Origin of the sequence: Halolactibacillus halophilus (genome assembly GCF_900115605.1) — a bacterium.
In the GTDB taxonomy this organism is placed as follows: domain Bacteria; phylum Bacillota; class Bacilli; order Bacillales; family Amphibacillaceae; genus Halolactibacillus; species Halolactibacillus halophilus.
This window is the reverse complement of record NZ_FOXC01000050.1, coordinates 1-14,590: the sequence shown is the minus strand read 5'-3', so window position 1 is coordinate 14,590 and position 14,590 is coordinate 1. Positions and strand designations below refer to the sequence as shown.

14 protein-coding genes are annotated in these 14,590 nt (G+C 38.9%); 9 read left to right on the top strand and 5 right to left on the bottom strand.

The genetic code is table 11. The features are described 5' to 3' along the window. Nucleotides 1-241 precede the first annotated feature (241 nt). Entirely contained in the window at nt 242-1,537 is a 1,296-nt protein-coding gene (locus tag BM098_RS12280; protein ID WP_089833786.1) for a S1C family serine protease, read from the bottom strand. 257 nt (nt 1,538-1,794) lie between these two features. Here BM098_RS12280 and BM098_RS12275 point away from each other — a divergent pair, with 257 nt between their 5' ends. The 9 genes from BM098_RS12275 to BM098_RS12235 all read left to right on the top strand — a co-directional run bounded on the left by BM098_RS12275 (nt 1,795) and on the right by BM098_RS12235 (nt 10,966). Further along, on the top strand, nt 1,795-2,481 hold the full coding sequence (locus BM098_RS12275) for a response regulator transcription factor (RefSeq protein WP_089833784.1): 687 nt from the start codon (nt 1,795-1,797) through the stop codon (nt 2,479-2,481). Beyond that, entirely contained in the window at nt 2,478-3,797 is a 1,320-nt protein-coding gene (locus BM098_RS12270; RefSeq protein WP_089833782.1) for a sensor histidine kinase, read from the top strand. Before BM098_RS12275 ends, BM098_RS12270 begins: the two co-directional genes overlap by 4 nt. Before the next feature lie 18 nt (nt 3,798-3,815). Continuing rightward, a complete protein-coding gene (locus BM098_RS12265; RefSeq protein WP_089833780.1) occupies nt 3,816-4,202 on the top strand; it encodes a hypothetical protein in 387 nt (128 codons plus the stop codon). Nucleotides 4,203-4,395: 193 nt separating this feature from the next. Next, nucleotides 4,396-6,216: a translational GTPase TypA gene (gene typA / locus BM098_RS12260; protein WP_089833778.1), complete on the top strand. Its 1,821-nt coding sequence runs from the start codon at nt 4,396-4,398 to the stop codon at nt 6,214-6,216. Nucleotides 6,217-6,500: 284 nt separating this feature from the next. Then, a complete protein-coding gene (gene glgP, locus BM098_RS12255; protein WP_089833776.1) occupies nt 6,501-8,117 on the top strand; it encodes an alpha-glucan family phosphorylase in 1,617 nt (538 codons plus the stop codon). A gap of 119 nt (nt 8,118-8,236) precedes the next feature. Beyond that, on the top strand, nt 8,237-8,626 hold the full coding sequence (locus BM098_RS12250) for a GntR family transcriptional regulator (protein ID WP_089833788.1): 390 nt from the start codon (nt 8,237-8,239) through the stop codon (nt 8,624-8,626). Continuing rightward, nucleotides 8,626-9,495, top strand: coding sequence for an ABC transporter ATP-binding protein (locus BM098_RS12245; protein WP_089833774.1), 870 nt, complete (start codon nt 8,626-8,628; stop codon nt 9,493-9,495). The genes BM098_RS12250 and BM098_RS12245 overlap by 1 nt, the downstream gene beginning before the upstream one ends. Beyond that, nucleotides 9,492-10,115, top strand: coding sequence for an ABC-2 transporter permease (locus tag BM098_RS12240; RefSeq protein ID WP_089833772.1), 624 nt, complete (start codon nt 9,492-9,494; stop codon nt 10,113-10,115). Before BM098_RS12245 ends, BM098_RS12240 begins: the two co-directional genes overlap by 4 nt. A 218-nt stretch (nt 10,116-10,333) precedes the next feature. Then, on the top strand, nt 10,334-10,966 hold the full coding sequence (locus tag BM098_RS12235) for an ABC-2 transporter permease (RefSeq protein ID WP_159430194.1): 633 nt from the start codon (nt 10,334-10,336) through the stop codon (nt 10,964-10,966). Between the two features lie 42 nt (nt 10,967-11,008). Here BM098_RS12235 and BM098_RS12230 read toward each other — a convergent pair whose 3' ends face one another. The 4 genes from BM098_RS12230 to BM098_RS13515 form a co-directional block, all read right to left on the bottom strand. Next, nucleotides 11,009-11,455, bottom strand: coding sequence for a DUF4825 domain-containing protein (locus tag BM098_RS12230; protein ID WP_089833767.1), 447 nt, complete (start codon nt 11,453-11,455; stop codon nt 11,009-11,011). Nucleotides 11,456-11,508: 53 nt separating this feature from the next. Then, a complete protein-coding gene (locus tag BM098_RS12225) occupies nt 11,509-12,840 on the bottom strand; it encodes an ABC transporter permease (protein ID WP_089833765.1) in 1,332 nt (443 codons plus the stop codon). Beyond that, a complete protein-coding gene (locus tag BM098_RS12220) occupies nt 12,840-13,529 on the bottom strand; it encodes an ABC transporter ATP-binding protein (RefSeq protein ID WP_089833763.1) in 690 nt (229 codons plus the stop codon). The genes BM098_RS12225 and BM098_RS12220 overlap by 1 nt, the downstream gene beginning before the upstream one ends. A gap of 294 nt (nt 13,530-13,823) precedes the next feature. Further along, a partial coding sequence (locus tag BM098_RS13515; RefSeq protein ID WP_089833761.1) for a hypothetical protein occupies nt 13,824-14,590 on the bottom strand: 767 nt, incomplete at its 5' end.

Sequence of the window (14,590 nt, the reverse complement as noted above, 5' to 3'; positions counted from 1 at the left end):
CATGTTTCAGCTGCATAAAAAGAGCCGAAACATGTGAAATATAAACTTGAAATTATTGGTTAAAACTTCTCACCAACACCATTTGACAAAGAACCAAATAGAAGAGCCACGCCAAATTTTGGCGTGGCTCTTCTTAATAGATTGGCACATAAGGATAAAGTTTTGAGTTTCACGTTAAAGATAGGGGGGATATGCCAATCTGATTCTATATGAAACAAGTGAAGACACTTGTCAATTTGAATTATTCACCTTGTAGCGTGACGTCAACAGTTGACTGGGTCCCGTCACGATAGAAGGTAACTGTAATTGTGTCTCCAATGCTTGTCTCTTGGTAGAGATATTGACGTAAATCCATCATATTCGTAATCGCTGTCCCGTCGATATCCGTGATTACATCATATGTTTCAAGTCCAGCTTCTGCGGCTGAGGAACTTGGATGAACTTCGGCGATGACAATCCCGCTTGATACTTCATTGGGGTCAAGATTTAATGTCTGTGTGACATGCTCTGTCGGGACGGTAGAGAAATCAACAGCACTGATCCCTATAAATGGACGATTCACTTCACCTTCTGTTTCAAGTTGGTCAATGATTGGTTGGGCTTCATCGATCGGAATCGCAAAGCCAATCCCTTCAACAGATTCTAACGCAATCTTCATGGAATTAATCCCAATCACTTCACCTTGACTGTTGATTAACGCGCCACCACTATTACCAGGGTTAATCGCTGCATCTGTTTGTAAGACGTCAACGGTCCAGTCAGCTTGACCATCTTGATTACTATCAACAGTTAGTGATCGGTTGACCCCACTAATAATACCTTTGGTAACTGTACCAGCAAATTCTTCACCAAGCGGATTTCCAATTGCGATGGCTGTTTCTCCAACAACTAAATCGTCAGATGAACCAAACGTTGCGACGGTTGACACATGTTCTTTATCAATTGATAAGACGGCTAAGTCCGTTAATTCATCTGAGCCGTGTAGTTGTGCTTCTACCCGTTCGCCATCGGCTAATATTACTTCGATACTATTTGCACCATCAATGACGTGGTGATTGGTCACAACATACGCCCGGTCATCTTCTACTTTATAGACAACCCCTGACCCAGAGCCAGCATCATTTGATTCGGTCCATAAACTTTGGTTTTGAATATTAGCAACACCAACAACAGCTTCTCCGACATCGGATAACATATCTGTTGCGCCGTCATCTTCTGTTGTTGCAGTTTGAATTAAAGACGATGTTGGATTTGAGGTGTCGTTATTAGGAATTGTTTCATTTTGAAATGGTATGACACCATTAAATAGTAGTAAGAAACCAATGACAGCCACGGTTAAACCACCGACGAGACCGCTGAGCCAAAGGCTTACCACGCTTTGCTTTTTAACGATAGTTTTTTCTACTGCCTTTTCCTCAACTAATGGTTCAGCTTGTGTTAGGTTTGCTGAATTGGGCTGAGCTGTTTGTTCGTTTGTTTCTTCAGATATTCCATCTGATTCTTTTTCGTTATCCTTTATATTGTTGAATTCATCCATGCAAAAGACTCCTTTCGAAATGTAAAAGTAAATAATGACTTGATACTTATTAGTATAGGTTAGAGGTTAGGCATGAATACGGTAAAGTTATGAAAAAAGTATGGAAAGACACAACGATTAAAATATGAGAAAATATAAAAAGACGTGGGTAGTTAAAAAAGACGAAAAAACTGTAGGTAGAAGCATGTTATAATAAATGAAGATGATGAGTTTAAGCAAATAATAATAAAACTACATAATAAGAGGGAGGAAATGTGATGCATCAACATGTGTTTATCGTTGAGGATGACCCAAATATTCGCGATATTGTGAAAGCCTATTTAATAAAAGAAGGCTATGATGTCTCGGTCGTTGGTGATGCGGAAAGTGCTTGGGCATATGCTGAAAAAAAACAACCAGATATGTGGATTTTAGATATTATGTTGCCAGGCATGGATGGGTATGAGTTATGTAAACGGATTAGACAGATCAGTGAGGTGCCGATTATTATTATTTCGGCAAAAGATGAAGAAGTCGATAAAATTTTAGGTCTTGAACTTGGTAGCGATGACTATTTAACAAAACCGTTTAGTCCACGAGAACTTGTTGCGAGGGTGAAACGCTTATTTAAACGGACACAACCAAAAGAAACAGAGAGCGTTCAAACGGATGCCGTAACTGTCGGCGACTTATCGATCAACCATAAAGAACGCCGGGTGTTTTGGCAGGATGAAGAAATTGACGTGACGTCAAAAGAATATGATTTATTGTATCATCTTGTGAAAAATGAAAACCGTGCTTTTTCCCGAGAAGAACTGCTTACCCTTGTTTGGGGAGATGATTACTTCGGAAGTGACCGCGCGGTGGATGATTTAATCAAACGCCTTAGAAAAAAGATGGACGGGGTACCACTTGAAACCGTCTGGGGTTATGGTTATCGTCTTCGTCAGGATGAAGCTGAATGAAACTGCAGACGCAACTAACCGTTGCTTTTACGACGCTACTTGTTGTGACGATGCTATTTGTCACAATTGCGATTCACTCCTTATTACTCGATGTCTTAATTCAAAATGAGAAAGACCAGCTTGCTGAAAAAGGAGAGTTATTAGCGCAATTTCTCTACAGTGAAGTGGCACCGAGAAACTTTTCTGATTGGCTCAACGATGAAGAAGTCTATCTGTTTATTTATAACCGGGCTAATGAACAAGTGATGTTGTATTCCTCTTCACTTGAAGTCTCAACGATTGAAACGTGGGTGAATCGTTATGACTTAACGAACAATAATCAACCGCTGTGGAGCGACGGGGAGACTGAGTATGTCGTTTCAATCTTACCCATTTACCCAGAGCTACTGAATCAAGAGCTTGTCCTTATTACACCACTTGGAGACTTACAAGCGGTTCAGAGCGTGTTTTTCAACCGACTCGTGATTGTGTTTATGTTTGGGGTGATTGTGATTGCGATTTTGTCTCACTACTTGACGATGCGGTTAGTAACACCACTGACACAGTTAAAGCATCAATTGAAGAAAGTGGAAAAACGTCAATTTGATTCATTAGAAAGAATTAAAGCGACCGGTGAAATCAAGGAAGTAGAAGAGAGCATGGTCGATATGGCAAGGGCACTCGAGCGTTATATGAAGTCCCAGCAACAGTTCTTCCAAAATGCGAGTCACGAACTAAAAACACCGTTAATGACAATTCAAGGTTATGCTGAAGGCATTAAAGACGGTGTATTCACCGGTGAAGAAGAAGCGCGTGGGCTTGAAGTGATAACTCAGGAGATTGCGCGACTCAAAAAAATTATCAATGAAATGATTCTGTTAGCAAAGCTCGATAGTGACGAAACAATCTATCATGATGAAACGATTTACATTTCACATTTGATTCAACAAGCGATTGACCGGGCGATTCCACTTGCGACCGATCAACAAATTGCCTTAAACCATAACGTGATTGACGATTTAACAGTCGTTGTCGATGAAGAAAAAGTGTTGCGTGCCCTTATGAATATTATCACTAATGCGATTCGCCATGCGAAAACACGGGTGTTGGTGGAAGCACGCCACGAACAAGGTCGTCTTTACATTACTGTAGACGATGATGGTGAGGGCATTGATGAAGCGCTTATGCCACAGTTATTTGACCGGTTTATTAAAGGTAAAGGCGGTGAGACAGGACTGGGTCTTGCGATTTCTCGGGCAATTATTGAACGTTCGAATGGTACCATTGAAGTGGGCCATGCACCAACAGGTGGCGCAAGATTTACGATTATACTGTAAGGAAAGTGGGGCAAGAAGATGAAACTAACGAACAAAGCCGACCGTTTACAACGCCCACACGTACATCTTGATGGAGAGCGGGTGGCGTTACTCGACCGCGATGAGACATTAGACATCTCTCTAGATGCGGGACCACACACATTAACGGTTAATCAGCCGCTCAGTAAGAAAGTAACCGTCTCAGTCAGAGATGAGGATGCTTATGTGATTAAGCGGAATCTGTGGTACCTTGTGATGCGTTTGATTGCAGCGGTCATTGTGATCACTATTAGTGTTTTATCGTTACTTTATCCAGTCGGCATCCCCTTTAGTGTAGTGCTGACTCTCCTTATTCTTTCTTTAATGGTCAATGTCGCGGGTCTCTTTTTGGTTCGTTTGTACCGGTTAGAACCAGAGGAAGAATAAGGAGTGGTTTATCAAGTTAAAATTAACCATATTTGGATAATTTAATGAAAAAATATAAGAGATAGTTAAAAGATTACCGGTTATTTTCATTTTTTTGGTGAAAAGCCTATACGATGAGGTTTCTTTTATGCTATACTTACTCAGTTAAACTGTCAGTCGAGGTTTTTTTTACACAAAGAGGAGATGTTTAGGGATGCAATTAAGAGAAGATATTCGTAACATAGCAATTATCGCCCACGTTGACCACGGAAAAACAACGTTAGTCGATCAATTGTTACGTTATTCAGGCACGTTTCGTGAGAATGAACAAACGGATGATCGAATGATGGATTCAAACGATATCGAGCGCGAACGTGGGATTACAATTTTAGCGAAAAATACCGCGATTAATTACAATGATACGCGTATTAATATTTTAGATACACCAGGTCACGCCGATTTTGGTGGTGAAGTAGAACGGATTTTACGTATGGTTGACGGTGTACTTTTAGTTGTTGATGCATACGAAGGTTGTATGCCACAAACGCGTTTTGTGCTGAAAAAAGCATTAGAGCAAAAACTGAGACCAGTGGTCGTTTTAAATAAGATTGACCGTCCAAATGCACGTCCAGAGCACGTCGTTGATGAAGTATTAGACTTATTCATCGAACTCGGAGCCGATGATGAGCAATTAGAATTCCCTGTCGTTTATGCGTCAGCTTTAAACGGGACATCAGGTGAAGAACCAGAAGCACAAGAAGAATCAATGGAAGCAGTCTTTAAGACGATTATGACCAATATTCCAGCACCTGTTGATAACTCAAAAGATCCACTACAATTCCAAGTTACGTTACTTGATTATAACGATTACTTAGGTCGTATTGGTATCGGACGAGTTGTGCGTGGGTCAATTAAAGTCGGTGAACAGGTGACACTGATTAAAAAAGACGGTTCAACTAAAAGTTTCCGTGTCTCTAAAATCTTTGGCTTCCTAGGACTGAAACGGATTGAAATCAATGAAGCACATAGTGGGGATATTATTGCTTTAGCTGGTTTAGAAGATATTAACGTTGGTGAAACGGTTTGTCCGAGTGATCACTTAGATGCGTTACCAATCTTACACATTGATGAGCCAACGCTACAGATGACATTTGTGACAAATAATAGCCCATTTGCGGGTCGTGAGGGTAAATATATTACTTCACGTAGAATTGAAGAACGCTTAATGCTTCAATTAGAAACTGATGTGAGTTTACGCGTTGATCCAACAGATTCACCGGATGCCTGGATTGTATCTGGTCGCGGCGAATTACACTTATCGATTCTTGTTGAAAACATGCGTCGTGAAGGATATGAAATCCAGTTATCAAAACCACAAGTTATCATTAAAGACGTTGACGGTGTCCAGTGCGAACCTGTTGAACATGTCCAAGTGGATGTTCCTGAAGAACACACCGGAGCTGTTATGGAATCCTTAGGTTCTCGTAAAGGTGAAATGATCGATATGGTTAACCAAGGTAATGGCCAGGTTAGACTTGAGTTTAAAATACCATCACGTGGTCTTATTGGTTATTCAACCGAATTTTTAACACAAACACGGGGTTATGGTATTATTAACCACACATTTGATAGTTATCAACCTGTTGTTAAAGGTAAAGTTGGCGGGCGTCGCCAAGGTGTTCTTGTTGCATTAGAGAATGGTAAGGCATCTACTTACGGTATCATGAACTTAGAAGACCGCGGGATTATCTTTGTTGAACCTGGTACAGAAGTTTATGCAGGAATGATTGTTGGTGAACACAACCGTGATAATGATTTAACTGTTAATATCACGAAAGAAAAACACTTAACTAACGTTCGTTCAGCAAATAAAGATCAAACTTCAACTATTCGTAAAACGCGTCAGTTAAGCTTAGAAGAAGCTATTGAATATTTAGATGATGATGAGTACTGTGAAGTCACACCAGAATCAATTCGTTTACGTAAAAAGATTTTAAATAAAAACGAACGTGAAAAAGCATCGAAAAAGAATTAAAGACAGTTAAACAGGACAGCGATGTCCTGTTTTTTGTTTCACTTTAATTTTTTCAGGGAATAATGAGTAAAGTAATAATGTGAACATGCGTCACAATTAAAATGAACGTTGAGGATTATATAAAGACGCATTTAGTAGATATCAGGAAATAATGCAACCGTTTTCTCAAAAAACACTAGTCAAAAGTTGAAAATTAGTGTAGGATAGAATATGTAGAGTGATTGCGCTTTCAAAACGCGTAACGAAGCATCATATCAAGCTAATCACACGAAGGAGGAATTGTAATGACAAATAAAGATTCACGTGTCGCATACTTCTGTATGGAGTATGGATTGGACACAAGTATGAAAACGTATGCAGGTGGTTTAGGGATTCTCGCAGGGGATTACTTAAAAGGAGCCAAAGATCATGATTACCCAATGGTAGGGATCGGTATTAAGTGGAAACAAGGCTATACAGATCAACGCATTGATGAACATGGTAAGCCATATGATAGTTATCACAATTATGATTATGATTTCTTAGAAGATACCGGTGTGACGGTTGATGTGACGATTAGAAAGCAAAACATTACCTGTAAAGTATGGAAAGTTGAACAATTTGGGAATGTCCCGTTATACTTATTAGATACAGATGTACCAGGTAACCCGGAAGCATGGATTACAGGACAACTATACGGTTGGTTCGGTGAAGAGCGAATTGCCCAAGAAATGGTTCTTGGTATTGCAGGCGTGCGTGCCTTGCGCAAACTCGGTCATGACATTGATGTGTATCACTTTAACGAAGGTCACGCACTGTTTGCTGGCTTTGAGTTAATGCGTGAAAAGATGGATCAAGGTGCTGACTTTTATGAAGCCTGGAAACAAACACGTGACGAGACCGTCTTCACAACGCACACGCCGATTGTTGAGGGAAATGAATCGCATCCAATCGAAAAATTATTATACATGGGTGCAGCTAATGGTCTTACAGTAGAACAGCTTGTTGAAATTGGTGGAGCACCGTTTAATATGACAGTTGGAGCACTAAGACTATCCCGTATGTCTAACGCTGTTGCCGAATTACACGGTGAGACAGCAAATAAAATGTGGGCACATGTGGATAATCGCTCAGAAATTATTCCGATTACCAACTGTATTCACCGTCCAACATGGGTTGATGAACAAATGCTAGACTTGCAAGCAAGTGGTGGTGATTTATGGTCACGTCACTTAGACAATAAACGTGCATTAATTGATTTTATTGAAGAACGTAACGGCGTTCGCCTTAAAGAGGATAAACTAATCATCGGTTTCTCTCGTCGGGCGGCACCTTATAAACGTAGTGACTTTATCTTCACAGATGAAGCGATCATCGGTCCGTTACTCGAATCTGGTGATGTGCAGATTGTCTTCTCAGGCAAAGCGCACCCACTCGATGATACGGGTAAAGGCATTGTGTCGTCACTTGTGAAAATGGCGAAGAAATACCCACATGCGGTTGTTTTTTTAGAAAACTATGATATGACCATTGGGGCAATGTTAACGCGTGGGTCTGATGTATGGCTTAATAACCCACGTCGTCCGAAAGAAGCAAGTGGAACTTCAGGTATGAAAGCGGCAATGAACGGTGTCTTAAACTTAAGTACATTAGATGGCTGGTGGCCAGAAGCGTGTGAACACGGTGAAAATGGCTGGCAGTTTGGTGATGGCTTTGAATCTGATGACGTTGAAGCATTAGATAAGCATGATTTAGATGCGCTTTATCGTGTATTAAGAGAAGAAGTGTTACCAACCTTCTATCAAAACCATGATAAGTGGGTACAAATGATGGCACGTAGTATTGAATCAACCCGTGATCGTTATGCGGTTAAACGTATGCTTGAAGATTACTATGACAAGTTGTATGCAAAAAACGAATAGAATAGATTAAATGATTATTAAGCGCGCCCTTTAACAGGTGCGCTTTTTCTTTTTGGAAAAAAGTAGACATGTCTGTTTATATTGTGTATATTGTATATATACAGAAAGTTGGTGAAAACATGCGCTTAGTGATTCATAATCAATCAGATGCGCCAATTTTTAAACAAATCTATGATCAAATCAAATCGCAAATTATTGCGGGGGAATTAAAAAAAGATGAAGCCTTGCCTTCAATCAGGCAACTGGCAAAAGACTTAAAAGTCAGTGTGATTACCACAAAACGCGCCTATGAAGAGTTGGAGCGGGACGGGTTTATATACACGATGGCTAAGCGAGGGTCTTATGTAAAAGGCATGAATCCGTCACTTATTAAAGAAGAGTATTTAAAACAAATCGAAACCTATCTACAAGATGCGCTTGATTTGGCCGACACTGTCGGTATATCGATAGCTGAACTTAAAGCGTTACTAGATATATTAAAGAGTGAAACAGAAGGAGGACGAAAGTGATGCAGGCGATTGAATTAACGGATGTGAGTAAGCAGTTTAAAAACTTTAGTATAAATAACCTTCATTTAAGGGTCCCGACGGGATCGATTGTTGGGTTGGTCGGTGAGAACGGGGCAGGAAAAAGTACGACGTTACATATGATTATGCAGGCGTTAAAAAAAGATAGTGGGACGATTTATGTCCTTGGTGTAAATAATGAGGCGGATGAATTTTTAGATGTAAAACAAAAAGTTGGTGTTGTTTTAGATGAAGCCTATTTTCCTGAGACGCTAACAGCGAAACGGATTCAGGTTGTGTTGAGAAATGTTTACACCGCTTGGGATGATGATGCTTTTGATTACTACATGGAACAGTTTAAGTTGCCATACAATCAAGTATTTAAAGACTTTTCACGTGGGATGAAAATGAAATTACAACTAGCTGTTGCTTTGTCCCATCACGCAGAATTACTCATTTTAGATGAAGCGACAAGTGGTTTAGATCCAATGGTGCGTGAAGAAATTTTGGATATTATTAATGAGTTTACTAGAGATGAACGTCATACGGTGCTGTTGTCGTCACATATCGTCAGTGACTTAGAGAAAAGTTGTGACTATATTGCCTTCTTACACCAAGGGCGCCTCAAGTTTATGGAAGAAAAAGACGGATTACTGGAACGCTTTCGTCTACTAAAAATAGCGCCAGAAGAGATCAACGACTTAACCATCAATCAAGCCGCGATTAAAGGTCAGCGGGTGAGTCGTTATGCGGTCGAGTTGTTAGTGGATAAAGCGGCACTCTCCTCGTCTGACACCGTCTTTGGTGATTTAGAAAAAGCGACATTAGAAGATGTGATGATTTTGATGACAAAAGGCGTGAAGCAATTATGAAGGGATTACTTCTAAAAGATATTTTCACATTAGAAAAACAGATGCGAGCGCCACTTATTATGATTCTATTTGTTGCCCTTATTCCAGTAGCTAATATAAGCAATTTTATAATTATGTATGCGATCATTATTCCCATTTCATCATTTGGTTATGATGAACATGCCAAATGGGACCGACTGATGCGGATGATGCCGATTCAAGAAAGGACGATTATCTTAAGTAAATACGTTCTCGGTTATGGTTTCCTTGGCCTGATTAGTCTCATTATGCTAATTGCCCAATTTGGTTATCACGCTTTTGGCTATCGAGATTTAACGTTAGCGTCATTCCCCGTCTTTTTGTTGAATAATTTACCTATGTTTTTATTGGCATTGACTGGTTACGCGATATTAATGCCATTTGTTTTTAAACTGGGTATGGAGAAAGGACGACTTGTATTTGGCGCCGTCTTTGCGGTGTTCATTTTCTTAACCATTCCGTTTTCTTTTATTCAAATTATCTCTGATGGCCTCTTTATATCTTCTTGGTTTATCTGGCTGCTTTTAGTGGTTGCTGCTGTAGTCAATATCAGCTCAATAAAATTAAGTCAAAGGTTTTATAGTCGAAATACTAATAGTTAATGAAAAAAAGAGATTATTTTCTTGAACGTTACGATTTACTTTCATTTAAAGTAGCTTCAAATGAAATGGACTTGCCAGTAGTAATTTAATAGACGAAAATCAATGGACAAGTCGACGGCAATAGTGGGTAGGTTTGTTAATCGAATGCATGATCTTTGACGACTTTTTCTTAATGGATAGAGTCGTTTGATCGTGATGATGAAAGGATGGAAAGTTTTATGAAAGGGTTACTCCTAAAAGATATTTTTACGATAGAAAAACAGATGCGAATACTATTTATTATCTTTGCTGGTTTTGGACTAATTCCAGCATCGAATATGATCAGTTTTACATTAATGTATGCAGTTACTATTTCAATCTCTTCATTTGGTTTTGATGAACGCGCCAAATGGGACCGACTGATGCGAATGATGCCCATATCAGGAAAAACGATTGTGTTAAGTAAATATGTCCTTGGATATGGCTTTATGGCAGTAGTGGGTAGTTTTATATTAATTGCACAATTCATTTACCATGCGTTTGGTGTTTTAAATTTATCGTTGGCATTGTATCCTATATTTGTTGTAAACATGTTGTTGATGATCGCAACGGTTTTAATTGCTTATGCGGTGTTAATGCCATTTATATTTAAATTTGGCATAGAAAAAGGTAGACTTTTGTTTGGAATAGTCTTTGCGGCGCTGTTTCTTATTACTACCATCCCATTTTCCATGATGACGTTATCGACTAGCGGTGCTAGGTTGATGGCATCCCCGTTGTTTGTCTGGGTGGTTGTATTCATTTCTTTTGTTGTTAATGTGATATCGATAAAGCTAAGCCAAAAATTTTATAGTCAAAATACCAATAGTTAAAAGTGAGCGCCTGACTCTTCCTTGAGTCAGGCGCGTATTTCATTAAGGGGCATATGTTTCATATAAATAGTTATTCACTTTTTGTTCATTGATGTTCTCAATCTTATTGAGTGCTTTTATGTCACTCGCATACATGTCGCGGTCGGTATGGACGGCTTGATTATTAAAGATAAAACTAATGTAGTCCACGTTGTCAATTAAGTAATAGAGATAAAGGGATTGTTGATGGATTTCTTTATCTATTACATTAAAGGCATAGGGCTCATCACTTTCATAATATAATTCAATCCCGTAAGGTTCTTGTTTTGTTTGAAGCTTAAAGCGATCAACGGTCTCTAATGTCGTGACCATGCGACTGATATTCCCGACAGCACTGTTGTCACCAACATATGAGCCTTTGTATTGGAAGACAGATGTGTCTGATTCTGTTTGCGCGCAAGCAGTGAGAGCGATCAGACAAACCATAACGATTATTCTAAATAGTTTCATAGGTTGCTCCTTTCATGAGACTTGGTTAATCATTGGTTAATTCTATTTGTTCATTATAATTCACGTCTTAACGCGCTTAAGACATCAATTTTCGTTGCTTTTTTAGCTGGTCGTGACCCAGAAATAAGGGTGACCAAAAGACAAATGACATAGGCAATCAGCACAAGTGTCCACGGTATACTTGAGAACTGGAACCCTTCAGGGAGTTGGTCTTCAAAGGCAGCTTCTAAAATCATTGGTAAGCCGATATTAACTAAGAAACTGATGAGGTAACTCACCAATGTCCCAATTGTTGCACCCATAATGCCGATGATGCTACTTTCAAGTAAGAAAATTTGTTTAATGGTCTTAGGACTAGCACCGATTGCTTTCATGATCCCAATGTCTGGTGCGCGTTCTGTGACCGCCATCGTCATCGTATTAAAAATCCCAATTGAAGCAATAATAACGGCAATCGCCCCAATGAAAATTAAACCAGCTTTGGCGATAGTAAAGAGCATATTGATTTGTTTAAGTTCTGATGCAACGGAGTAGCCGTAATAGCCTTGGTCGTTAATCGTATCAGTTAAAGCCTGTACATTTTCTAAGTTATTCGATTGAATCGTTACTTCATCATAGTAAAACGTCAAATCCATCGGTTCTTCTTGGAAATACATTTCCCCACCAGGTGTCCCGGTATATTCACTGACTGACTGGTAAAAGTCAAAGGTCGTATAAAGACTTTGGTCTTGTTGCCATTCGTTGGCTGGTTCAGCTGTCACCCCAACAATGGTAAGTTGATACGTTTTTTCTTCTGTATCCGTCTCATTGGTTAATCGTGACACGGTAAGGTCGATTGTTTCACCGATGAGCTTACCTTGATATAGCGTTTCCTTTATCCGCTCACCATTTTCATCATACATATCTTCAGGGTCGGTTCCCTTCTCTAGCAGTTGTTCATAAAAGTGATACCCAACAATAACTTCATCACTTGATGTGGCGTATCGTCCGTCTTTAAGCTGGGTCCCCCCTGCTTCTAATGCGGCCATATCTACCGCGACGGTGTATGGATTTGTTTCATAACCATTAAGTGAGACAAGTGGAGACTGGCGAAAGAAACTTTGTTTTCTAACGGCACGGACATGCTCAAGTGACTGAAAATAGTCAATGTCCTCGTCGGTAATTCCTTGACTGTTGGGATCGTCTTTTCCGTAGATTTGGACTTGATTGACTGTTTCTTGTTCGAGTACATCTTTAATTAAGGTATCATGTAAACCGAAAGCAACAGAAGCCAAGACAATTAAGAAGGCTGTCCCCATCGCTGTTGCGAGCACGGTCATAAAAATCCGCATTTTATTCTTTTTCATATTTTCTCTGACGAAGTAAAGCTGATCTTTAAATAACATTACTTCACCTCCTGGTCGATAAGGGCACCGTCATGCATCATCAGTGAACGGTGACCAATTTTTGCGACTTCATCATCATGGGTAATAATGAGGAAAGTGATATCAAGCGATTCATTTAGCTCTTTAATGAGGTGAAGCAGGTCTTCTTCTGTTTCAGAGTCTAAGCTGCCTGTCGGTTCATCGGCTAGAATAATGAGTGGATTTAAGACGAGGGCACGTGCGACGCTGACCCGTTGCTGTTGACCACCTGAGAGCTCACTCGGATAATGATGTTCAAATCCTTCGAGACCGACTTTTTTTAATGTTTCTAATGCTTGAATTTTACGGGCGGTTTCACTCACGCCTTGTAAAATGAGTGGTAATTCAACATTTTGATAAGCATTCATTGATTGGATGAGTTGAAAGTTCTGAAAGATAAAGCCAATCGTGCCAAGGCGAAATTCGGCGAACTGTGCTTCTGTAAAGTTGCTCACATCCATTCCATTAATCGTGATGGTACCGCTTTGTCTTGGTAAAAAACCGCCAATTAAATGCAGCAATGTAGATTTACCAGAACCACTCCGGCCAACTAACGTTACAATTTCACCTTTATTTACTGAAAAACTCACGTCTTGTAAGACAGGAATGACGGTTTTCTTATCTTTTTTCCCAAGTTCAAACTGATGGGATAGTTGTTTTACTTCAATCATAGTTATTCCCTCCATTTACTGTTCACTGTCTGTGACGAGCTTGAAGGAAAAAAAGATGCATAATATTAATCATTAGAAAGTCTGAACTTCTTGAGGTTCAGTCAATTAAGGCTTAAAGGAATAAAATATAACTACAAAATATCGGTTATACATTTATCAAATCACCCTTGTTTAAATACAAAATAGCGTTAGTGAGTTATGTTTTTCAACTCACTAACGCTACATATTGTACAAACTTAATCCTTTCTTTTCAAACACTGAATCCTTATTTTGTACTTAATGAAATTTGTTCATCTAATTAATTATTTTTTGGATCTTTTCCTCATCGGGAATTAGAACACCGTAAATGACGTCGTGCATATTATAAAAGTAATCCTGTCCGTTTTTGGAATACTGGAGTATGGGAGTTATGGTATAAAAATCGAATGCTTTTTCTTCTTCAAACGTAGATATTATAATATCATAATTTTCCTGTTGTTTTAATTCTGTACTTTCATCAAAGTTATAATTCAAGTTTTTATTTAAATCATAAACTTTGTTGACATGAATAGTATCGTTGCTTTTGTTCGTGATGCCGACATCTAAACTGGGTATAGGATATCCTATGGTAAATGAATGAATAGTTTCAATATCGTTTTCATGGTAGTTTTTATTATTTACTAATGTAATTTCGCCAATACTATATTTTTTTGTTTCTTTATCATTAAAGAAAATTATGATCTCGTTGGTTTTTTCTATATTATCTCCTTCTATTTCAGCCTCGACGATAAAATTAAATATATGATGGTCCTTCGTTACTTGTGCTTCTTCTACACTAAACGCTTTAATCCTAATATTTTTATTATTGAATTCAATATCAGAGATTAGTTCAGGTATTAAATTACCTCGACCATGAACTTCACGAGCTCCGAAAATATTGAAAGAAATACTATCTCCCGGAATAATACAACTTATATAATTATCAGCTGTATATGGCATAATTGAAATGTAGTTTACGGCAGTTAATTCATGTTGGTCAAATCCGGCCCAAAAATATACAAAAAACCACTTGCCAACACTCA

Coding starts and splice junctions, on each gene's coding strand:
- BM098_RS12280 (WP_089833786.1), bottom strand. CDS start 1,537: ATGGATGAATTCAACAATATAAAGGATAACGAAAAAGAATCAGATGGA.
- BM098_RS12275 (WP_089833784.1), top strand. CDS start 1,795: ATGCATCAACATGTGTTTATCGTTGAGGATGACCCAAATATTCGCGAT.
- BM098_RS12270 (WP_089833782.1), top strand. CDS start 2,478: ATGAAACTGCAGACGCAACTAACCGTTGCTTTTACGACGCTACTTGTT.
- BM098_RS12265 (WP_089833780.1), top strand. CDS start 3,816: ATGAAACTAACGAACAAAGCCGACCGTTTACAACGCCCACACGTACAT.
- typA (WP_089833778.1), top strand. CDS start 4,396: ATGCAATTAAGAGAAGATATTCGTAACATAGCAATTATCGCCCACGTT.
- glgP (WP_089833776.1), top strand. CDS start 6,501: ATGACAAATAAAGATTCACGTGTCGCATACTTCTGTATGGAGTATGGA.
- BM098_RS12250 (WP_089833788.1), top strand. CDS start 8,237: ATGCGCTTAGTGATTCATAATCAATCAGATGCGCCAATTTTTAAACAA.
- BM098_RS12245 (WP_089833774.1), top strand. CDS start 8,626: ATGCAGGCGATTGAATTAACGGATGTGAGTAAGCAGTTTAAAAACTTT.
- BM098_RS12240 (WP_089833772.1), top strand. CDS start 9,492: ATGAAGGGATTACTTCTAAAAGATATTTTCACATTAGAAAAACAGATG.
- BM098_RS12235 (WP_159430194.1), top strand. CDS start 10,334: ATGAAAGGGTTACTCCTAAAAGATATTTTTACGATAGAAAAACAGATG.
- BM098_RS12230 (WP_089833767.1), bottom strand. CDS start 11,455: ATGAAACTATTTAGAATAATCGTTATGGTTTGTCTGATCGCTCTCACT.
- BM098_RS12225 (WP_089833765.1), bottom strand. CDS start 12,840: ATGTTATTTAAAGATCAGCTTTACTTCGTCAGAGAAAATATGAAAAAG.
- BM098_RS12220 (WP_089833763.1), bottom strand. CDS start 13,529: ATGATTGAAGTAAAACAACTATCCCATCAGTTTGAACTTGGGAAAAAA.